General features: G+C 37.2%; 18 protein-coding genes, 4 tRNA genes and 1 other RNA gene. 15 read left to right on the forward strand and 8 right to left on the reverse strand.

Annotated features, from left to right (window positions below; all coding sequences use genetic code 11):
* Window positions 1-108 precede the first annotated feature (108 nt).
* Window positions 109-828, forward strand: coding sequence for a two-component system response regulator ArcA (gene arcA / locus AC0L3W_RS07300; RefSeq protein ID WP_290037547.1), 720 nt, complete (start codon window positions 109-111; stop codon window positions 826-828).
* Between the two features lie 100 nt (window positions 829-928).
* Here arcA and arcB read toward each other — a convergent pair whose 3' ends face one another.
* Window positions 929-3,172, reverse strand: a complete 2,244-nt coding sequence (arcB, locus tag AC0L3W_RS07305) for an aerobic respiration two-component sensor histidine kinase ArcB (protein WP_409439285.1) — start codon at window positions 3,170-3,172, stop codon at window positions 929-931.
* 282 nt (window positions 3,173-3,454) lie between these two features.
* Between arcB and folE2 the strand changes: the two genes are divergently transcribed.
* The gene (folE2, locus tag AC0L3W_RS07310; RefSeq protein ID WP_290037542.1) at window positions 3,455-4,375 is read left to right on the forward strand and encodes a GTP cyclohydrolase FolE2; all 921 of its coding nucleotides are present in this window, start codon (window positions 3,455-3,457) and stop codon (window positions 4,373-4,375) included.
* A 208-nt stretch (window positions 4,376-4,583) separates the two neighbouring features.
* Here folE2 and AC0L3W_RS07315 read toward each other — a convergent pair whose 3' ends face one another.
* On the reverse strand, window positions 4,584-5,261 hold the full coding sequence (locus AC0L3W_RS07315; protein WP_409439284.1) for a pseudouridine synthase: 678 nt from the start codon (window positions 5,259-5,261) through the stop codon (window positions 4,584-4,586).
* Window positions 5,262-5,459: 198 nt separating this feature from the next.
* Here AC0L3W_RS07315 and AC0L3W_RS07320 point away from each other — a divergent pair, with 198 nt between their 5' ends.
* Window positions 5,460-6,068 carry a DNA-3-methyladenine glycosylase family protein gene (locus AC0L3W_RS07320; protein WP_409439283.1) on the forward strand — a complete coding sequence of 203 codons (609 nt, stop codon included), beginning with the start codon at window positions 5,460-5,462 and terminating at the stop codon, window positions 6,066-6,068.
* Window positions 6,069-6,314: 246 nt separating this feature from the next.
* Here the strand turns inward: AC0L3W_RS07320 and ssrA are convergent.
* Window positions 6,315-6,669: a transfer-messenger RNA gene (ssrA, locus tag AC0L3W_RS07325) on the reverse strand.
* 94 nt (window positions 6,670-6,763) lie between these two features.
* On the reverse strand, window positions 6,764-7,249 hold the full coding sequence (gene smpB / locus AC0L3W_RS07330; protein WP_290037537.1) for an SsrA-binding protein SmpB: 486 nt from the start codon (window positions 7,247-7,249) through the stop codon (window positions 6,764-6,766).
* Window positions 7,250-7,409: 160 nt separating this feature from the next.
* On the opposite strand from smpB, the gene AC0L3W_RS07335 reads away from it, so the two are divergent.
* Together AC0L3W_RS07335 and AC0L3W_RS07340 are read left to right on the forward strand one after the other, a co-directional pair.
* Window positions 7,410-7,847, forward strand: a complete 438-nt coding sequence (locus AC0L3W_RS07335; protein WP_290037536.1) for a type II toxin-antitoxin system RatA family toxin — start codon at window positions 7,410-7,412, stop codon at window positions 7,845-7,847.
* Window positions 7,848-7,878: 31 nt separating this feature from the next.
* Window positions 7,879-8,178: an RnfH family protein gene (locus AC0L3W_RS07340; protein ID WP_290037534.1), complete on the forward strand. Its 300-nt coding sequence runs from the start codon at window positions 7,879-7,881 to the stop codon at window positions 8,176-8,178.
* An 89-nt stretch (window positions 8,179-8,267) separates the two neighbouring features.
* On the opposite strand, the gene AC0L3W_RS07345 is transcribed toward AC0L3W_RS07340, so the two are convergent.
* The 3 genes from AC0L3W_RS07345 to AC0L3W_RS07355 form a co-directional block, all read right to left on the reverse strand.
* Complete coding sequence (locus AC0L3W_RS07345; RefSeq protein ID WP_409439282.1) at window positions 8,268-9,527, reverse strand: outer membrane protein transport protein; 1,260 nt, start codon at window positions 9,525-9,527, stop codon at window positions 8,268-8,270.
* Window positions 9,528-9,757: 230 nt separating this feature from the next.
* Window positions 9,758-10,654 (reverse strand): glucosaminidase domain-containing protein, encoded by an 897-nt coding sequence (locus AC0L3W_RS07350; protein ID WP_409439281.1) that lies wholly within the window; start codon window positions 10,652-10,654, stop codon window positions 9,758-9,760.
* Window positions 10,655-10,882: 228 nt separating this feature from the next.
* Window positions 10,883-11,230 (reverse strand): hypothetical protein, encoded by a 348-nt coding sequence (locus AC0L3W_RS07355; protein ID WP_290037530.1) that lies wholly within the window; start codon window positions 11,228-11,230, stop codon window positions 10,883-10,885.
* Window positions 11,231-11,670: 440 nt separating this feature from the next.
* On the opposite strand from AC0L3W_RS07355, the gene AC0L3W_RS07360 reads away from it, so the two are divergent.
* The 8 genes from AC0L3W_RS07360 to AC0L3W_RS07395 all read left to right on the forward strand — a co-directional run bounded on the left by AC0L3W_RS07360 (window position 11,671) and on the right by AC0L3W_RS07395 (window position 17,083).
* Window positions 11,671-11,747: transfer RNA gene (locus AC0L3W_RS07360), tRNA-Met, on the forward strand.
* Window positions 11,748-11,790: 43 nt separating this feature from the next.
* Window positions 11,791-11,867 (forward strand) — tRNA-Met (locus tag AC0L3W_RS07365).
* Between the two features lie 41 nt (window positions 11,868-11,908).
* Window positions 11,909-11,985 (forward strand) — tRNA-Met (locus AC0L3W_RS07370).
* 43 nt (window positions 11,986-12,028) lie between these two features.
* A tRNA-Met gene (locus AC0L3W_RS07375) sits at window positions 12,029-12,105 on the forward strand.
* A gap of 1,368 nt (window positions 12,106-13,473) precedes the next feature.
* Window positions 13,474-14,370: a siderophore ABC transporter substrate-binding protein gene (locus AC0L3W_RS07380; RefSeq protein WP_409439280.1), complete on the forward strand. Its 897-nt coding sequence runs from the start codon at window positions 13,474-13,476 to the stop codon at window positions 14,368-14,370.
* A 54-nt stretch (window positions 14,371-14,424) separates the two neighbouring features.
* Complete coding sequence (locus tag AC0L3W_RS07385) at window positions 14,425-15,363, forward strand: ABC transporter permease (RefSeq protein ID WP_409439279.1); 939 nt, start codon at window positions 14,425-14,427, stop codon at window positions 15,361-15,363.
* On the forward strand, window positions 15,353-16,303 hold the full coding sequence (locus AC0L3W_RS07390) for an iron chelate uptake ABC transporter family permease subunit (protein ID WP_409439278.1): 951 nt from the start codon (window positions 15,353-15,355) through the stop codon (window positions 16,301-16,303). Before AC0L3W_RS07385 ends, AC0L3W_RS07390 begins: the two co-directional genes overlap by 11 nt.
* A gap of 24 nt (window positions 16,304-16,327) precedes the next feature.
* A complete protein-coding gene (locus AC0L3W_RS07395; protein ID WP_409439277.1) occupies window positions 16,328-17,083 on the forward strand; it encodes an iron ABC transporter ATP-binding protein in 756 nt (251 codons plus the stop codon).
* 3 nt (window positions 17,084-17,086) lie between these two features.
* Here the strand turns inward: AC0L3W_RS07395 and AC0L3W_RS07400 are convergent, their stop codons facing one another.
* Entirely contained in the window at window positions 17,087-18,097 is a 1,011-nt protein-coding gene (locus tag AC0L3W_RS07400) for an AraC family transcriptional regulator (RefSeq protein WP_409439276.1), read from the reverse strand.
* Between the two features lie 123 nt (window positions 18,098-18,220).
* Between AC0L3W_RS07400 and AC0L3W_RS07405 the strand changes: the two genes are divergently transcribed.
* The gene (locus tag AC0L3W_RS07405; protein ID WP_409439275.1) at window positions 18,221-20,209 is read left to right on the forward strand and encodes a TonB-dependent siderophore receptor; all 1,989 of its coding nucleotides are present in this window, start codon (window positions 18,221-18,223) and stop codon (window positions 20,207-20,209) included.
* 63 nt (window positions 20,210-20,272) lie between these two features.
* A complete protein-coding gene (locus tag AC0L3W_RS07410) occupies window positions 20,273-20,563 on the forward strand; it encodes a DUF2218 domain-containing protein (protein WP_409439274.1) in 291 nt (96 codons plus the stop codon).
* Window positions 20,564-20,644 lie beyond the last annotated feature (81 nt).

Consider the following 20,644-nt stretch of genomic DNA (forward strand, 5'->3'; position numbering starts at 1 on the left):
TGTTTAAAAAACACCTCGTCATATACATGTACATGGCATTAACGGTTTCACTCTACTTAACTTCAAGCGAAGTAGAGAAAGCATTATTAATTTTATAGGAGTCAATTCATGTCTAGCGCTAAAATTTTAGTTGTTGAAGATGAGTTAGTAACACGAAGTACATTAAAAAGTGTTTTTGAAGCAGAAGGTTACCAAGTCTTTGAAGCCAATGATGGCGAAGAGATGCACCAGGTATTAGATAACAATGATATTCACCTTATTATTATGGATATCAACTTACCAGGTAAAAACGGTTTGCTATTAGCACGAGAAATCCGCGAACATAAAAATATCGCATTAATATTCCTAACTGGACGCGATAATGAAGTTGATAAGATTTTAGGCTTAGAAATTGGCGCTGATGATTATATTACTAAACCCTTTAATCCACGTGAATTAACGATTCGTGCTCGTAATTTATTAACACGTACCATGCAAGATACGTTATATTTTGAACAAGTTCGCCAGAAAGTTGAATCTTACAAGTTTAGCGGTTGGACATTGGAAATAGACAGTCGCTCATTAATTAGTCCAAATGGCCAAGTATTTAAGTTACCACGCAGTGAATTTAGAGCAATTCTACATTTCATTGAAAACCCGGGTAAAATTCAAACCCGTGCAGATTTATTAATGAAAATGACTGGCCGTGAGCTTAAAACCCATGACCGGACAGTTGATGTAACGATTCGTCGTATCCGTAAACACTTTGAAAGTGTGCCAGAATCAGCAGAGATTATTTCAACAATCCATGGTGAAGGTTATCGTTTTTGCGGTGAACTAGAAAACTAAAGACGTTTTATACGTCACTTTATATCAAAAAGGCTAACAAATTTGTTAGCCTTTTTACTATCTATCCGTGATTGTACTTAGCACCACTCACGTTAATGACTTAACCATTGGCTACGATCCACTTTTTCAAGTCAGCAACATCTTTCAAGTACAAGTTTTTAATCATATCGTGCCAGTCATCAATATTATCCCACCATGCAGGCAAGTCAGGTGATTGCATTTTTTGTGATAGGTTTTGTATACGTAATAAACCAATAGAAGCGGCGGCTCCTTTAATCTTATGAGATTTATCGACTATCCCTTGCTGATTTTTGGCTACCATATGACTTTCCAATACAGCAAGATATTCAGGCATTAACCCTTCGAACAGGCTGACATTATCTAACATTACCGATGTAGGTAAGAACTCCATTAGCTCTTTTAACATGATTTCATTGAACAATGTGACTTGAACTTTACTTACCTCTGTTTCTTGGTGAGTACTTTGGGTCAAGGAAATCGCTCGACCATCGCTAAAATGACGCTCTAACATGGCATTTAATAAAGATAAGCTTAATGGTTTACCGATCGCATCATCTAAGCCTTTTTCGACAAATTGCTGAGTATTAGAGAAGACATTTGCAGTTAAAGCAACAATTGGTGGTAAGTCTTTTTGCGTTTCACGTAAACGACGTGTCACTTCATAACCATCCATATCCGGTAATTGGATGTCCATTAAAATCAATTGATAATCATATTGAGTTACTTTATCAATCGCTTCTTGACCATTCATTGCTACATCAACCTGATGCCCTTGTTTCTCCAATAATGCACGTGCGACTAATATATTGAGTTCAATATCTTCAACTAACAAAATCGATAAGGTTGGTGCAGTGAAATGAGACTTAACCTGTTTAGGCGAGCATGCACTTGGCAGTTCAAGCGTAAATGTACTGCCTTTACCTAGTTTGCTGGAGACCGTTAAACGCCCTCGCATCGCTTCTACGATTTGGCTCGATACCGCCAAACCAATCCCAGTCCCTGTGGCATGGCGCTCTCCTTTTACTTGATAATACATAGCAAAGATTTTATCTAACTTATCTTCCGGGATCCCAACACCTGTATCTTCAACTTCAAAACGTAACCATTTATTATTACCGTCTACCTTATGACTACAACGAATAGTCACTTGCCCATGATCAGTAAACTTCACCGCATTAGTGATTAAATTCCATAGTACTTGGCGCAAACGAGTCCCATCAGAATACAAACAGTTAGGTAAGTCAGGGGATTGCTCAAATACTAATTTAAGTTTTTTCTGCTCCGTTTGAATATACGCTAAACTTTGCAAATCATTCATAAAATCGTCAACAGTAATACAATCATTGGCTAAATTTAAACGTCTTCTATCTAATTTATCAAGATCTACAATATCATTAAAAATATTACCTAAGGTAATAGCACTCATGTGGATAGTTTTAAGATACTGTATTTGCTCTTGATTAAAGCTTTCATCTAGTAACATACGACTCAAGCCTACTATACCATTAAGTGGCGTACGTAATTCATGGCTAATAGTCGAAATAAAAGTAGTTTTATCGCGACTTGCTTTTTCAAGAAATTCTTGATGTTTCTTACGGTCAGTGATGTCTCGGCCAAAACCTATTAATCCTATGCACTCTTGTCGACTATTGAATAAAGGCAGAGCTCGGATTTCAAAATATGATAGATGACCATTAGGGTATTGTAACCAAGTCGCATGAATTTCCTCTTGGTGAGTTTCAATAACTCTATGATGACGCTCAGTAACCGCTTCAGCATACTCTGGCGGAAATATATCACTTGGCGATAATCCTACTAATTGATCTTCAGTTTTTCCAAGTAGCTTACCCATTGCTTTATTACAACTCACAAAACGTTCATCCACATCACAATGAAAAATAAGGTCAGGAGAAGTATCAAAAAAAGAGCGTAAGAGACTAGTGCCTTCTATGAGTTGTAACTGGGTTTTTTGATGTTCTAGAATCTCATTTTCTAGCAGCGTCGTTTTAGCTTTATCATCTCTAGAAATATTTTCTAGCTTTTGTACTGTTGATGCCAATCGGTGTCTCGCATTATCTAAATCACCAACCACCACACTTAAAAAATAAACAGCCCAGGGAGTAATAATTAAGCCAAGCACAAAAGAACGAAATATATCAGCGAGATCTAACTCTTCAGAGAAAACATGGGTAATAATTACCTGTAAACAAGCATCAGCTGAAATAATGGCAAAAGCTAATAATAAGCTAAATTTGATTGGGCCGAGTCGTTTTAATAACGCCACATAATAATGCACCCAGGTTTTAAGGTTAAGTAAACTCACGCATCCTCACTCTGTTTATCGACAAAATAGTTATTTAACTATTGTACCGACTTTATTTGCCGTTAACCTTCTTCAAATCAAAACTGTTGTTAAATTCAGTAAAATCAATCACTTTTTTCTTAAGTATTACCTATTGATCTACAAGTATTGGTATAAATTATCAATTAGTTTGAAAAAACCTTTGTATTTCATGGTTTTTAATTGTCGAGAACCCGTTTATAATGCGCGCTCAATTTTATAATCATTTATCCATGTAAAGCATGTTGAAGGGAGCCTTATTGAATGGCAATGCCAGATATCGCAAATAGCGCACAAGCTCAAACTGAAGGAACGCTTGACCGCGTTGGTATGAGTAATATTGAGTTACCGTTAATGGTACAAACAGATAATTGCCCTGCTCAACAAGTCAGCGCAAAGGCTGAAGTATTCGTAAACCTTGGTGACCCACAAGCAAAAGGCATTCACATGTCTCGTTTGTACTTGCAGTTAGATCAACTTTCTACCGAGTCTGAATTAACGCTTGATACATTAACAACTCTTTTAAATGGCTTTATTGAAAGTCACCATGATTTGAGTTCTGAAGCTTTTGTTAAAATTGCTTTTGATTATAACTTGCGTCGTAAGTCACTAATCAGTGAGAAACGTGGTTGGAAAGCTTACCCAGTAGTCATTGTAGGCCGTTTAATCGATGGAAAGTTTGATTTCGAATTAAAAGTAGATGTACCTTATTCTTCAACTTGCCCATGCTCTGCCGCATTAGCACGTCAATTAATTCAAGATGCATTTAGCAAACAGTATGATCAACAAGAAAATGTTGCTAAAGAAGATGTATTAACTTGGTTAGGTTCAACGCAAGGCATTGTAGCAACACCACACAGCCAACGTAGTGTTGCAGAAATTAAGGTTAAATTAAGCGATACAGCGGATAACTTTCCTATTATTGCATTAATAGATTTAATTGAAGCAACCCTGAAAACACCAGTACAAGCAGCAGTTAAACGTGAAGATGAGCAAGAGTTTGCACGCTTAAATGGTCAAAACTTAATGTTTTGTGAAGATGCAGCTCGTCAATTGAAATTTGCATTAAATGAACAAGTATTATTTGATGATTTCTGGTTGCGTGTAAATCATTACGAAAGCTTACATGCCCACGATGCAGTATCAGTAACAACCAAAGGCATTCAAGGCGGCTACCAAGCTTAAGCAATACTAAAGCCTATAATCAACAGCCTCTGCTCAGTGATGTTCAGAGGTTTTTTTGTACCTACTTTTCCATGTCCACTTAAGTTAAACGCTGAATAATAAAGTTATTTGTTTAATTAAAACGATTTAATGAAGCACTAACCAGTTTATTGTGCTCCCCACAAAAGTAGTAACGGGTCCCCTTTGCTCATCCAAACCTGAGATAACTTTACTGACCATTAACAGGCTCAGTAAAAGGCACTTCCGTACTAAAGTTAACCATTTTTTTACTGTAAGGATGTTGAATAGTTATCTCACTTGCATGTAACAGCAAACGTGGTGATAAATTTAATGCAATAGGGTCTGCATAAAAGTCATCACCTAAAATAGGGTGGCCTATTGCCATCATGTGGAGACGTAGTTGATGTGTACGCCCAGTCACGGGCATCAGTTTAACCAAAGTACTTTGTTCCCCGTAACTAACCACCTCATAAAAAGTTTTACATTGCTTTCCTGCTTTATCGTCTACTCGATGGCGCGGTGGGTTATCAATGTCTTTGCCAAGAGAAATATCAATACATCCCTGTTTATCTTTAATATGGCCTAACACCCTTGCATAGTAAATCTTCTTAGTTTCTCGCTCTTGAAATTGTATTTTTAACGCACGCTCTGCATCTTTTCTTAATGCAAAAATAATGACACCTGAAGTGGCAAGATCTAACCTATGTACCGTATGGCTATTAGGGTGTTTTTCTAACAAACGGCTATACATACTGTCGTGGCGTTCAATATCACGGCCAGGCACAGATAAAATACCCGCTGGTTTGTTAAACACAATCATATCTTTATCTTTATAAATCGTATCTAACCAAGGCTCTGTCGGTGGATCATAATAAAAATCGTTCATAAATATCTTTTTACTGTCGTCTATGCGGGGCTATTAATAGTCGCACAAGATACCTGTTTGCTATGCTTTTATCAATCACACATACCTAATACTCATTGCATGAATATCATTACATATATTAAAATAGGTAGCCCTTTAACAGCTTAAATCAATGACTCAATCAATATTATATTGCCTAAGTTATCGGTGAGATTAATTATGGATGAACAAACCATTGCACGCGGCATGCAAGCACTCAGCCTATTGGATGAAGACATCGCAGCAGCTTTCAAAGAGCTAGGTCCGCCCTCACATAGGTCAAGACCAGCAGGGTTTGAAACCTTTCTATCCACCATAGTAGGACAACAATTATCAACTAAAGTAGCTGCAATTATTATGCAACGACTGATCAATTTAATGGGCTCAGTGACCCCAACGAGATTAATTGAAATAGAAGATCAAGCGCTAAGGGATGTAGGCCTGTCTTGGCGCAAAGTAGAATATGTAAAGCGTTTAGCCAATGCCATCATCACAAACAGCTTAGATATAGAATCATTGAGTGATTTGAGCGATCAAGATGCAATTATCGAGATCATGCAACTAAAAGGTTTTGGGCGCTGGAGTGCAGAAATCTATTTGATATTTTCTTTAAACAGACAAGATATTTTTCCTGCTGATGATCTAGGGATATTATTGGGGTTAGCAAAACTAAAAGGCTTACCAGAGAAACCAACCCCTAAACAAGCACGACAAATGGTTGAACATTGGCAAGGTTGGCGAAGTTTCGGTTCATTATTTCTTTGGCAGTATTACCATCAACCTAAATAAGTTTTACTGAAATAAGCTCATTCTCTCGATTAGTTATCAATACAATAGAACGCGAATCAAGGTAAATAAGAGTTTGCTCTCCTCACTTAATGACGTCCCAGTCTATGATAAAAGGCCACACTCTCTGTCTAAACCTTTGTACTCTTAGTCAAATAACAACCAGGAAACTAGTAATTAACATGTTAAAAAAACTTACAGATACAAAAAAGGCTGAAATCCGTTAAGAAATCAGCCTTTTTCAGTAGGTGGTGGAGATGGGGGGAGTCGAACCCCCGTCCGAAAAGCCTACGTCCTCGGTACTACATGCTTAGTCTATCTTTAGATTAACTCTCGACACTCCGACAGACAGGATTGCAAAGAGCGAGTTCGATACTATTTCGCGGTTCACCCTCGAACAAGGTTCCCTCGCTATCCAAATGTAAATGACCTTCCGAATCCCTGCCCATAGGAGAAACGTGGGTGGAAGGCTAGCTAGCCTAAGCTGCTAGAGCGTAGTTATCGTCGTTTGCAACTATAACTTTGACGGCTTTTTACGAGGCCAGCCGTCACCTCGGCATGCACCTTGGGTTTCATGAATCTCGTCGAGTCCTAAATCATCCCCAGATGGTTAGTAATAAATTACCAACATGTTGAGTCTAACAAAGCTATTTGCATCAAGATAGTATTATCTAACAAATAACGTGCCAGTTGCTCATTTATCGAGCGTCATGCTTCATCATGCGCTCTTTTTGTACTTTCCACTCACGATCTTTAACGTCATTACGCTTATCATGATCCTGTTTACCTTTTGCTAAAGCAAAGGAGATTTTAACCCAGGCTTTTTTCCAGTATAGCGATACAGGGATAATTGAATAACCTTGACGCTCTACTTTACCAACCAAGTTATCAAGCTCTCGACGCTTAAGTAGCAGTTTGCGGTAACGTAAAGGATCACAAACAACATGAGATGATGCTGCAATCAATGGTGGAAATGTTGCATTAAGTAACCAAGCTTCTCCATTTTTTAAGAAAATGTAGCTATCTGCAATATTTGCTTTACCTGCACGTAACGTTTTAACTTCCCAACCTTGTAACTCAAGTCCCGCTTCAAAACGTTCCTCTAAGTGATACTCATGAGAAGCACGTTTATTGCGTGCAATCGTATTATCGTTGTTTTTTGATTTTGAATTTTTTTTAGCCATAGACTCCATTATAAAGTTTGTTTTTTTAAATGGCTATTTGATTTGTCGAAAAGTCACTCATTCGCAAGCATTTTTCTTATTTTATTCGCTAATTTTATCGGTTTTTTTTCAGTTCGACGAATGCATCGTGTAATATGCTATTTTTTAAATGGGGTGAAACATGGCTGAAGTATCACGAAGCGCATTGTTGATGTATAGCGCACAAGAAATGTATCAATTAGTAAACGATGTGAATGCTTATCCTGAGTTTTTGCCTGGTTGCAGCGCGACGGAAATATTAGTCGATGAAGCGGATACCATGAAAGCATCAATTAAAGTTTCTAAAGCAGGTATTGGTCAAACATTCATTACAGAAAACACATTAATCCCAGCTAAATCAATCAGTATGAATTTAGTGGAAGGCCCTTTTAAACATTTAACGGGCGGTTGGACCTTTACAGCATTAGATGATCAAGCTTGTAAAGTCAGTTTAGATCTACAATTTGAATTCAGTAGCTCTATTGTAGAGCTGGCCTTTGGCCGTATTTTCCATGAACTAATCGGGTCAATGGTAAAGTCGTTTTCAAATAGAGCAAAAACGGTTTACGGCAATCGTTAATGTTAAGATATTAAGTTAAGGTATTGAATTAATGAATGAATTAATCGACATAGAAGTAGTTTATGGTTTGCCACATAAGCAAGTATTACTCTCGTTAAAAGTGCCTACTGGCACAACCATTGAACATGCCATAAAGCTATCAGGTATTGTTAAACACTTTCCTGAAATCATTCCCAGTGAAGCTACTGTTGGTATTTTTAGCAAGCCAGACAAATTAGAAAGCACGGTTAAGCAAGGTGATCGCATAGAAATATACCGACCATTGATTGCTGACCCGAAAGAGATGCGTAAACTACGTGCGGAAAGAGCGCAACAGGCAAATAAAAGCTAAGTGAAATAAATATTAAAAACAACAAAGCGCTGAGTGAAACCAAAGGTTATTTCGTTTCACTCAGCGCTTTTTAATTCAATCATTAAAAATTAAAATTGGTGGCTGTATTGAAGTGCAACAAGGATTGCATTAGCTTGGGTTGTTCCTGTGATTGAAGATACACCAGTAGTTTCTTCATTTACTTCAACGGTTTGGCCTAATAAATAAGTCCCGCCAAGATCTACATTAGCATTCTTTGAAAAGTGGTAAGTCACTCCAGCAGAAAACCATTGCCTATCTGAATCCGGCACTGAAATAGAGGTCACCTCATCCTGAGCACTTTGGTCATATAAATAGCCAGTGCGTAATGTCCACGTTTCGTTTAAGTAGTACGTACCACCAATTGCAAAGTGCATCGCATCTTTCCATTGGTAATTACTAATTGTACCGTAAGTATCTGACTCTAAAGTGTCGAATGAAGACCAGCCTATCCATTGCACACTGTAATGCACGGCATATTGTGTATCTTTAATGCGGTGGTAACCTGAAAACTCTGCCATATCAGGCAATCCTAAGGTTAATGTATCGCCATCAGTAGTTGAACCATCAAAGCTCACTTCACCTTTTACTTTTAAATCAGGGCTATAGCGATAAGATAAACCAAAACGGTTATTCTCATTCAGCTCATACACAACACCAACATTAAACCCTAAGCCAAAGCCATTCACATCTGCATCTAGGGCTTCAGTTGTTCCTAACACAGACCCATCGACAGGCGAATAGAAGTATACATCTCTTTCTAATTTACCTATTCCGTAAATAACGTCTAGCCCGCCACCAATACTCCATTGGTTGTCAAGGCGGTATGAAATAGCAAAGCCTAAATTAAGGCTTTCAACATCGGTATAACCACCATATTCGCCACCTGTAAACGAATCATCAAAGTCAGTTCTAGTTCCAAAATTTGTGTATAAATTAACACCCACGGTAACTTTTTCATTCAAAGGAAATATAGCGTGGATATTAGGGATAACGGATAATCCACCAGCATCGTCGTAGTTAGAACTTCCACTATATCCTGTAACATTACTCGAATACGTTCCATCTTCCACACTGATATCTGTTTCTAATATTATAAGCCCCAATGATAGTGATTTTTTTTCAAATAAAGCCATAGCCGCGGCATTCCTAGCCATTACAGAGGCGTTATCTGCAATAACTGCATCACCAGCAAAAGCACGTCCCAGCCCAGTTGCTGATTGTGCATTTAATTGAAAACCAGCCGCGTTAACTTGTAGTGTAGTAGCTGTTAAAAACCCCATTAGTATGGTTTGTTTAAAAATTTTATTGCAGTTTGCCCTTCTGCTCATAATCTCTTCCTTGCTCGTAAACTTGAAATAACTAACTAATTCAGCGAGTAAGCTTAGTTGAAATTACTCTTCTTCATGTAGATGCCGCTGAAAACCGTGATCAGATGCAAACGCTAGTGATAATAATTGTCAAAAAAATTGAGTTAAGTTGGGGTTTTAACATCACTTCCCCCAAGCCTATCTCGTTAAATCGTATTGTTAACCTTAGTAAAATGACTAACTGGTGTGAATTAATACACCAAATGCACTAATTTATTATTCGATAAATAAGTATCATCAGTTAATCCAAGTTTGTTATAACTAATTAAATGACGTAACCCATCAATATAAGCTTGTCCGCGCTCAGAATATTTAATAAGCGTGCCAGCCAATAAAGTGCCTGAGTATGTTTTACCTGCAGCCACTTCTTTCGCTCTTAAATCACGCAATGATTGGTAAGCAGAGGTAGAGTTAATATTTAACATGTACCCTTCCACTGAAGCTAACGGGCTATCAAAACGTTTAATTCCATAGTTACCTAACTCAGTACGTTGTTGCTTTGGTTTTATGCCGTTACCGCTAAAATCCCACTGCCCGAAGAAAGCATTACCTTCATGTGCAAAGCGCGAAGTCCCCCAAGCACTCTCTTCTGCTGCTTGTGCTAGCGCTAATGATGGAGGAATTGTATTAACGCGCGTTAGCAGATCCTGTTGCTGCTGCTTAGTTAAGCTGTCAGCACCTTTATCTACTACCTTATATTTCACACCTATTGCGATAAGCTCTTTAGAAGTTAATTTTGCAGACTTAACAATTTCACGCTCTTGTAGAATACGCTCATTAGAAACAAGCACTAATGGCAGCATCAAACGTAAAAAAATGGTTTTCTTATTTTCGACTGGCATATTTTCTGATATTTCTTGCCATTTAGGATTCACTTTCTCAAAAGTTAGCCTTGGTACTTCTTTATCACCTTTATCCCAATCTTCTTGAGTGTAATGAAGCTCCGTAAACACCGCATCGAGGTCTTCTAAAGAGGTGATTTTCACTTCTTTAGGGTTAGACATTAGTTTGTCTGCTGGCGAAGTATTCTCAGAACAAGCTGAAATAAACAACAAAGCCATTAAAGTAATAACTAGCAATTTTTTCATAATGTAAGTTTCCAATTTTGTACATTTATTTTGATACGAAATTCAACAAAGAAACGATCAAGTCGTAATTCTACGTAGTTTTAAACGATAAAATGAGATGAGTAGACTTAATAATGAGATGAATTAATGCAGTGCTTGTTAAATAAGGGCAGGAGATTACTCGAAAAGGAACAAGGTAACAAATAAATTTATCATGTTACCTTCTCAAATTTTTATAAAACAACTAATTTAAAGGCCCGTTTGAATAACGCCAACAAGCGTTAATAAGTGGATAATAGGTAGCATTAACATACAAACCAGCGCTAACCACATTAACCAACCAATAAAACCATTATTTCTCATGGTTTTTAAAATGCCATCACCATGAATTTTACCGACATAAAATAGCAATGCATATTGAATACACATGATACCCAAAACCACGGGTAAAGCCGGCAAGCCTAATGATTGCACAACGGGCGGAATGGTTAGAATTGACATATAAGCTACGACAATAATAATAACAAATGCCTTTGGCATAAATCCGGTTAAATCACGAAGAACTGAATCGCCAGGTTTAGAACCATTGCTGTCCATATTGACCTCTACATAAATAAAATAAGTGAAATACGCTGGTAATCAAATGGTCTACTATCAATTAACAACTGTTATATGTATTACTATAATACGCTATAACGCCATAAAAGTGCTGTACTTAACATGATAGTGTGATGGCAATACTTTGAAGGTTAATAACTATACAGTGCATAAAATAGATCGTGCATTTACCGAACAAGCTATCAGCACTATAAAACAAATGGCGTTTCAGACTTGCTATTACATCACTTCATTTAGCTAAATAGAAAATAACCAGATTATCCTAACTTTGATATTAACAGTTCAAATAAGCACCTAATATGTTTAAAAAACAACAATTAGTCCATTCTTTAAGCAACTGGCACTTGATTTGCTTATTTTCTCTAAATAACACTTGCATTATAATGTGATCTCTATATCATTCGCCGCACTTAAACGGACGCGAGATGGAGCAGCTTGGTAGCTCGTCGGGCTCATAACCCGAAGGTCGTAGGTTCAAATCCTGCTCTCGCAACCAACTTCTTTTTAAGAAGTTTAAGTAAAATATTTAAAGTATCGGACGCGAGATGGAGCAGCTTGGTAGCTCGTCGGGCTCATAACCCGAAGGTCGTAGGTTCAAATCCTGCTCTCGCAACCACTTCTTTTTAAGAAGTTTAAGTGAATATTTAAAGTATCGGACGCGAGATGGAGCAGCTTGGTAGCTCGTCGGGCTCATAACCCGAAGGTCGTAGGTTCAAATCCTGCTCTCGCAACCACTTCTTTTTAAGAAGCTTAAGTTAAAATATTTAAAATATCGGACGCGAGATGGAGCAGCTTGGTAGCTCGTCGGGCTCATAACCCGAAGGTCGTAGGTTCAAATCCTGCTCTCGCAACCACTTCTTATGAAAATACCCCTAAAACTCATTACTTACTTATTAAATAATCCATCTAAAGCTATAATATTTTCATTTTAAATATTTAATTGAGAAATGCAGCAGCTTAGTAGCTCGTCAGACTCAACCCTAAGTAAACAATGGCGAAGGCCGTAGGTTCAAATCCTGCTCTCGCAACCACTTCTTATTTTACACCTTTTAAACTCCCTAGTATCAAAAATCAACTCAACTCCAAACTATATAAACCCTTTATTAAAACTTTTAAAAGCAATTTAATTAATTAATTAGAGCTAATGTATATTAGAAACTAATTCAAAGTAACTTGGTAGCTCGTCGGGCTCAACTCTCAGTAAACAATGACGAAGGCCGTAGGTTCAAATCCTGCTCTCGCAACCACTTCTTATGAAAATACCCCTAAAACTCATTACTTACTTATTAAATAATCCATCTAAAGCTATAATATTTTCATTTTAAATATTTAATTGAGAAATGCAGCAGCTTAGTAGCTCGTCGGGCTCAACTCTCAGTAAACAATGGCGAAGGCCGTAGGTTCAAATCCTGCTCTCGCAACCACTTCTTATGAAAATACCCCTAAAACTCATTACTTACTTATTAAATAATCGATCTAAAGCTATAATATTTTCATTTTAAATATTTAATTGAGAAATGCAGCAGCTTAGTAGCTCGTCGGGCTCAGCTCTCAGTAAACAATGGCGAAGGCCGTAGGTTCAAATCCTGCTCTGACAACCACTTCTTATTTAATACCTTTTAAACTCTCTATTATCAAAAATCAACTCAACTCCAAACTATATAAACCCTTTATTAAAACTTTCAAAAGCAATCTAATTAATTAGAGCTAATGTATATTAGAAACTAATTCAAAGTAACTTGGTAGCTCGTCGGGCTCAACTCTCAGTAAATAATAGCGAAAGCAGTAGGTTCAAATCCTGCTCTCGCAACCACTTCTTATTTATTACTTCCTTTATCTAAAGTCCCCATAACTTAATGTTATTTTCAGTCTTAAGCTTAATATATACAACAGCTTAGTAGCTCATCAAACACGACTCTCTATAAATAATGGGTCTATAGACCACCCCTTTCAACAATTTTGACTTCGTAAGCCAAAACCTTTTGGGACTTTAAAGAAAAATAATATCCAGTAAGGGTCGCACTCGGTTCCTGTAAACAATAGTAAAGACCTAAGATTCAATTATTACTCACCTCTATAACTAGTTAAGTAATTTCAATCGACCACAAAAACATAATTAAATTAATAATGAAAATATAACAACAACTTTTCTTGCACCTAGGCTCTAAAAAAAATTATACTAATAATAACTATTATCATTACTATCAAAGTCTGAAGGTGTCATGAATATTAAAAAAACATTATTACTACTTTTATGTGTAACTAGCCTAAGTACGACCGCAGAAACTGTCTCGGTTAAACATAATTTAGGCATAACAACGATAGATCATATACCTGAGCGTGTGGTGGTAATCGGTGTAGGACCTTTAGATACCCTAGACTATTTTGGTATCCACCCTATTGCAGTGACCAAAGGAACAGCATTTCCACCTTATCTAGCGCAGTATGATAAAGATAATGTAGCGTCTTCAGGCTCATTATTTGAACCGGATTTCGAAGCTATTTATAATTTAAAGCCAGATTTAATTATCGTTGGACCACGCAGTGCACAATCTTACAAAGAGTTATCTGAGATCGCACCAACACTACTTTATGCTTTAGATGAAAAACAAACCTACTGGGAAAGTACACAAACTCAATGGAGAAACATTGGTAAACTCTTTGCTATATCACCAGCAGTAGAAAAAACCATTACACAACTTAGTACGCAAATTAGCGCTATTAAATCACATAATGAGCAACATAGAGTGGATGCCTTAACTATCATGAGCTCTGGAGGTAATATTTCAGCCTTTGGGGCGAAATCACGCTTTTCAGCTATTTACAAAGACTTTGGCTACCAAGAAACAGTCAAAAATATTAAGAATAGCCGCCATGGTGACTTAGTTTCTTATGAGTTCATTCGTGATGCACAACCGACTAACTTGTTTGTACTTGATAGAGATAAATTAGTAAATAAAGGTAAAAGTGAAACACGTGAACAATTTGAAAACGATTTAATCAAGGCAACTCCAGCTTACCAAAATAAACGCATGATATTTTTAGATATAAACGCATGGTACTTAACCGTAGGTGGAGTAACCGCGACTCAACAAATGATTAAAGATATTTCTCACTAATTCTATTCTCCTTGCCCGTCTCATTGATGGGCATTTTATTATCGGAACAAAACTGTGAAGTGGTTATTCTTTTCTCTGTGCTTATTAAGTTTAGGTTCACTTTTTGTCGGTGTGAGCCAGCTGTCTGTTATCTCTTTAATTGAACTAGATTCAGATGCCTGGGATCTGCTTATTACTAGTAGACTTCCTCGATTATTAGCTATTTTATTGGCAGGTGCAGGGCTAAGTATTGCGGGCTTAGTCATGCAACAAATCAGTCAAAATAAGTTTGCAGCCCCTTCTACTTCAGGCACGATTGAATGTGCAATGTTAGGCTATATGTTAAGCCTGTTACTATTTGGCAATGGCGATGCATTATGGCTAATTTTCTTAACCGCTATTATTGGTACCTTGGTCTTTGTTAAGTTAATACAATCAATTCAGTTTAAAAATGCCATTTTTGTGCCTTTAATTGGAATAATATTCGGTAATATTATTCAGTCATTGGTTACCTTTATTGCTTATAAGTTTGATGCCTTACAAAATTTGTCAAACTGGAGCTTGGCCAACTTTTCTAATATTTTACAAGGTGACTTCGAGTTACTTTATATCGCCATTCCCTGCGCTATTATCACCTATTTATATGCCAACCAAATTTCTGCTGTAGGCATTGGCAAAAGCTTCGCCACCAATCTAGGTTTAAAGTACGGACAAATAGTCACGATCGGCGTCATTTTAGTCTCTATGATGGCCGCCACTGTAGTGATGATTGTCGGCGAGTTGCCTTTCCTAGGTTTAATCGTGCCTAATATTGTTGCTTATTATCAAGGTGATAATTTAAAGAAAAATTTACCCAATACTGCTTTATTAGGGGCATGTGTGGTACTGGTTTGTGATTTAATCAGCCGAATTATTATTTTCCCTTACGAATTACCTGTGTCCATGTTTATCAGTATTATTGGCGGTTTAGTCTTTATTGTTTTACTGTTAAAGAGAGAAGCTAATGACAGATAAATCCAAAATATGCTTGCTCATCATTTTAATCGTTAGTTTTGCAGTGTTCTTGCTGGGTCATGGCCTAACAGCTGATAATTATCAATATTTTTTGTCTAAACGAACTCCTAAAATACTCGCGATGATCTTAGCGAGTATTGCCATTGCTTTATCTTCTTTTACATTTCAAACCATAACCCATAATCGGATTTTAACTCCGAGTATCATGGGATTTGATGCCTTATATTTATTAATACAGGTCAGCATTGTTTTTATCACTGGTAGTTTAAGTGTGGTTGCACTCAATCCTTATATCAACTTTTCTATTTCAGCCTTTATTATGGTGAGCTTCTCTACCCTACTCTTCCACTTTTATTTTGGTTCTGGAAGGCGCAATATTATCGTACTGCTGTTGGTTGGGGTTGTACTCAGCCAGCTACTTTTTAATATCGCTAATATGTTAGTGATGATGTTAGACCCTAATGAGTATGCCGTTGTACAAGCTAATATGTTTGCTAGCTTTGGCACGGTATCGAAGCAATTAGTTTACCTTTGTATCCCAATTATTCTGTTAGCGGCAATAGCGCTATTTAAACATGCTAATGTGCTCGATGTGTTATGGCTAGAAAATGATAATGCCACCAGCTTAGGTGTAGATGTACCAATAGTCACCAAACGTGCTTTATTACTCAGTGCTTTATTAATTGCGGTGTCGACAGCATTAGTCGGCCCTGTTTTATTTTTAGGACTTTTAGTCACTAATTTGACTCGAGAATGGTTCACGACCTACCAACATAAAACGCTCTTTATAGGCTGTAGCTTAATCTCCATGTTAGCTTTACTCAGTGGTCAAGTCATTGTTGAACATGTCTTTGCATTACAAACGACTTTAAGTGTGGTTATTAACTTTATTGGCGGGCTTTATTTCTTAAGAATGTTACTCAAAAACCAAATTGTCTAAACATAGTAATAGGTAAGTAGGCACATGATAAAAGTAGAAAATATTAACAAACAATATGCCGGTAAACTGGTTGCCAGCAATATCAATGTCGCCTTTGAAAAAGGCAAAGTCACCTCCATTATTGGGCCTAATGGTGCGGGAAAAAGCACTTTATTATCTATCATGAGTCGCTTACTTGATAAAGATTCAGGCAGTGTTTATGTAGATGGAACTGAGTTAGAAAAATGGGCGACTAAAACCCTAGCGAAAAGACTGGCAGTGTTAAAACAGACTAATAACTTAAACATGCGCTTTACCGTTAAAGAGTTCATTTCATTTGGACGCTTTCCACATTCACAGGGTAAGTTAACAGACACCGACCGACAGGTAATACAACATGCAATTGAATATTTAGACTTACAAGTGATTCAAGATAAGTACCTTGATAACCTGAGTGGTGGACAAAAACAATTAGCATTTATTGCAATGGTAATGGCGCAGGATACAGATTACGTTTTACTCGATGAACCTTTGAATAATTTAGATATCAAACACTCCCTACAGATCATGAAAAACATTCGTCGCCTAGCACATGATATGAATAAAGCCGTGGTGATTGTTATCCACGATATTAACTTTGCTTCCTGTTATTCCGATAACATCATCGCCATGAAAAATGGTGAAGTTGCCATTGCCGGTAGTGTGCAAGAAGTGATTCGAGCGCCGGTATTAGAAAGTATTTACGACACTCCTTTTAAAGTTGTGACCTTAGACAACCAAAATGTCTGTGTTTATTATTAATACCTAACTATTTTTTACTGATTCTGTTGGTGAATAACCGAACTGCTTTTTAAACGCATTAGTAAAGTTTGAAGGGTGGCGATAGCCTGCGTTATAAGCAACTTCGGTAATTGAAACAGCACCTCTTCCTAACTGCTGTTTCGCTATTTCCAAACGTCGACGACGAATATAACTATTAACGCTGCAGCCTAACGTGGCTTTAAATTTCCTTTGCAAGCTAGAAGCACTCATGGCAGATACTTCAGACAAGGTTTGTATTGAAATTGAATCGTTGATATGTGACTCAATATAGACCATTAGGGCATCTAACCGTTGGTCAAAATGGTTGTCGATACTTGATAGATTGGAATCTGCTTGAATTGTATTTTGGATATTGATGTTTTTTAGCTGTTCAAAAATAGTCATAAACAGGGTTAAGGTTAAACTTTCAACTTGCATTCTCTGCATAAAATTCGTTGGAGAACTTAAGCGAATCAGATCTTTACTCAAAGACAAGACCTGATCATTCAACCGCAATTTAAAATAAGCTAAGTGTTGTGTTAAAAAGGCATAAAAAGATTCTTCTCGATCGCACCTGCTTTCTACCCACTCAATCGGTAAACTAATATTGAGTTTAGTAACATGATTATCTGCATATAATTGACGATGGAAACTAGCTGGTTTGCTGAGGTTAACTAACACTGCATTACAACTTGTATCTGCATCTAACTCAAAATTAAGTGAGTCATAACCAAACTCCAACTTACCTTCTAATAAAACAACAATTACTAACGATTTTTGTACAGTAGACAACACTTCAAAATCGATCAGTTCGTGTGTTTTTCCTCCCTGTAAAGTAAAACCATTATTAACATGATAAGAGATAAGTTGGCCTTCCGACAATGCTAAAGGCGGTGCTTTTTGTGAAGATGAAATATGACGAGAGTAGTGTTCAGAGATAACAGTTTGGTGATCCTGCTGTTCGAGACAACGTGTCCCACACCCTTTAAGGGTATATTTATTAGCCTCTTCCATGTGCGCTTTCCTCATAACATAATGGTTATTTTGCATAATTGATTAAGCTGTTCTGCCTCCATCAACTCCCCTATTATAAACGCGAATAACTATCATTACTAATTAATAATTTAAGGGAAGTAAATGGAATTCAAAGCGGTAAAAAATAAGGTTTGTGTAGCAGTATTACTTGGTTTAAGTACACAAGTTATTGCAGAAGATACACAAACAATGGATCAGATAGTGGTATGGGGAACCAGCGTATCAAGTAATTCAGAAAACTTAGGTGACCAAGATATTTCATTAAAGCAAGCGGATCATATGTCAGATCTTCTTCGTGATATTCCAGGGGTAGATGTAGGTGGAACGCATTCGTTAACACAGCGTATCAACGTACGTAGTTTAGGGGAAAGTGACTTAGATATTCGTTTGGATGGTGCATCTCAACATGCGAATATGTTTCATCATATTGGTAACCTAACATTAAATCCCGATATTCTTAAATCTGTTGATATTGAGGTAGGTAATAACTCTGTTACTCAATCAGGTTTAGGTGGCACAGTGCTTTTTGAAACTAAAGACGGTAAAGATCTATTACGTAATGGAGAGCAAGTTGGTGCTCGGGTTTATGGTGGTTACGCAAGCAATGATAACCAACAAGGTTCTTTAACGGTATACGGTATGTTAAGCGATAAAGTTGACGCAATGATTTACGGTAATATAGTCGACCGCAATAATTTTGAAGATGGTGATGGCACTGAAACCTACGGTTCAGCAGGTAAAGTATCTAATATCTTATTTAAAGTGGGTTATGAACCTTCTGCTCAGCATCGTTTTGAATTGAGCTATGACATGTATCGAGATAGTGGCGACTACAATCCCCGTCCAGATATGTCTGGTGATGCGAACTTAGGGTTAAGTGGTGACTTATTGATCCCTACCGATTATGACCGTGACACAATTACCGCTTCCTATCAATTAAAAGGTCAAAAACACACCGGTAAAGCAAATGTTTACATCAGTACCACTGAAATTACACGTGACGAAACAGTAATGGAAGGAGTATGGCCAACTAACCGTGTTTCAGTTAATACCGCTAAAAACCAAAATATAGGGATAAATACTCTATTTGAATCTAACCTAGTGGTAGGCAGTTTTGATAACCAACTCAATTATGGTGTCGATTTTGTGCACCAAAACAGTAGTAGCACTTATGGTGATACCGACTATATGGATGAAAATGCTATCTCTAGCGCCATTTTCATTGAAGACCGCTTCTACTTTACCGATAACTTCTCTGTGACAGCCGGTCTCCGTTACGATAATTTCCGTCGTGATGCCGAAACCAGCGATAAAACATTTGATGATATTACTTGGGCTTTAGGCATTGATTGGGATGTAACAGAGTCTGTCAGTTTATTTGCCAGTGCTCGAAGTCTGTTTAAAGGCCCAGAATTACTTGAAACCTTTATACAGTATCAAGACGTTGCCTATTTGGATGATGATATAAAAGCAGAAACAGGTTTAAACAGTGAAGTGGGAATACGTTACTCAGAATTCTTTGGTGAGCACTCAGTCAGCGCTAGCGCCACTGTCTTTCAGACTAATATTGATGATTACATTACAGAAACCTATCAAGATGATGGCTCGTACTTAATCGAAAATATTGGAGATGCGCAAATAAAAGGCTTTGAGTTAAGTACCAGTTATGGGTACGACGCTTTCTTTACCAAGTTATCTTACTCACGTTCAGATTCAGACAACACAACGACAGGTGGCCCACTTCTTGATGCCAATGGTCGTAGTATGGATATCGGCGATAGTATCTCATTATCATTAGATTACGAACTATCATCGATCAATTTATTAGTAGGCTGGACATCAAACTTTGTATTAGAAGAAGATAATGTTGAAGATGATAGCGCGGTTAAAGAAGCTTACAACACACATGATCTATACGCACAATGGACGCCATCAAGTATCGAAGGACTACAATTAACCTTTGGCATTGATAACGTAACAGATGAATTATACACCTCTCATGCATCCAGAACTGGATCAGCTCGTGGTTACACATTAGATGATTATGAACCAGGCCGTAACTTTAAACTATCAGCCGCTTATCAATTCTAATTTATTTTTTATTACCCATGTTGAGGGCCTAACGGCTCTCTTTTTTATACTGGAAGCCGAACAATGCATTATAGTAAAACATTAATAAAATCAGAGCATGCCGCTCGTTACTTGCAAACCCTATGTCGACACTTTTCAAGAAAAGTGCCAGCAGAATGGAATGAGCAAACAGGTAAAGTTAACTTTGCAATGGGCAACTGTGAACTAACTAACTTAACAGAAAGTAATGAATTAGCTGTTATTTGTAGCGCTGATTCATTGGCTAAATTAACCACAGTTCAACGTATTTTAGAACAACATGTAACCATGCTATCCAGAAGAGAAACGATCCATATTGTTTGGATAGAAGGCTGATAATATATGCTTCTTCCACACTCTGAAGAAGCATGACTGTGTTGTTCATCAACAAATAACATTCGTAGCACCAACCAATCG

It is taken from the genome of Psychromonas sp. KJ10-5 (assembly GCF_055808325.1).

What these genes read in the sequence shown, in the direction of transcription:
- arcA (WP_290037547.1), top strand. Translation starts at nt 109, where the DNA reads ATGTCTAGCGCTAAAATTTTAGTTGTTGAAGATGAGTTAGTAACACGA.
- folE2 (WP_290037542.1), top strand. Translation starts at nt 3,455, where the DNA reads ATGGCAATGCCAGATATCGCAAATAGCGCACAAGCTCAAACTGAAGGA.
- AC0L3W_RS07315 (WP_409439284.1), bottom strand. Translation starts at nt 5,261, where the DNA reads ATGAACGATTTTTATTATGATCCACCGACAGAGCCTTGGTTAGATACG.
- AC0L3W_RS07320 (WP_409439283.1), top strand. Translation starts at nt 5,460, where the DNA reads ATGGATGAACAAACCATTGCACGCGGCATGCAAGCACTCAGCCTATTG.
- smpB (WP_290037537.1), bottom strand. Translation starts at nt 7,249, where the DNA reads ATGGCTAAAAAAAATTCAAAATCAAAAAACAACGATAATACGATTGCA.
- AC0L3W_RS07335 (WP_290037536.1), top strand. Translation starts at nt 7,410, where the DNA reads ATGGCTGAAGTATCACGAAGCGCATTGTTGATGTATAGCGCACAAGAA.
- AC0L3W_RS07340 (WP_290037534.1), top strand. Translation starts at nt 7,879, where the DNA reads ATGAATGAATTAATCGACATAGAAGTAGTTTATGGTTTGCCACATAAG.
- AC0L3W_RS07345 (WP_409439282.1), bottom strand. Translation starts at nt 9,527, where the DNA reads ATGAGCAGAAGGGCAAACTGCAATAAAATTTTTAAACAAACCATACTA.
- AC0L3W_RS07350 (WP_409439281.1), bottom strand. Translation starts at nt 10,654, where the DNA reads ATGAAAAAATTGCTAGTTATTACTTTAATGGCTTTGTTGTTTATTTCA.
- AC0L3W_RS07355 (WP_290037530.1), bottom strand. Translation starts at nt 11,230, where the DNA reads ATGGACAGCAATGGTTCTAAACCTGGCGATTCAGTTCTTCGTGATTTA.
- AC0L3W_RS07380 (WP_409439280.1), top strand. Translation starts at nt 13,474, where the DNA reads ATGAATATTAAAAAAACATTATTACTACTTTTATGTGTAACTAGCCTA.
- AC0L3W_RS07390 (WP_409439278.1), top strand. Translation starts at nt 15,353, where the DNA reads ATGACAGATAAATCCAAAATATGCTTGCTCATCATTTTAATCGTTAGT.
- AC0L3W_RS07395 (WP_409439277.1), top strand. Translation starts at nt 16,328, where the DNA reads ATGATAAAAGTAGAAAATATTAACAAACAATATGCCGGTAAACTGGTT.
- AC0L3W_RS07400 (WP_409439276.1), bottom strand. Translation starts at nt 18,097, where the DNA reads ATGGAAGAGGCTAATAAATATACCCTTAAAGGGTGTGGGACACGTTGT.
- AC0L3W_RS07405 (WP_409439275.1), top strand. Translation starts at nt 18,221, where the DNA reads ATGGAATTCAAAGCGGTAAAAAATAAGGTTTGTGTAGCAGTATTACTT.
- AC0L3W_RS07410 (WP_409439274.1), top strand. Translation starts at nt 20,273, where the DNA reads ATGCATTATAGTAAAACATTAATAAAATCAGAGCATGCCGCTCGTTAC.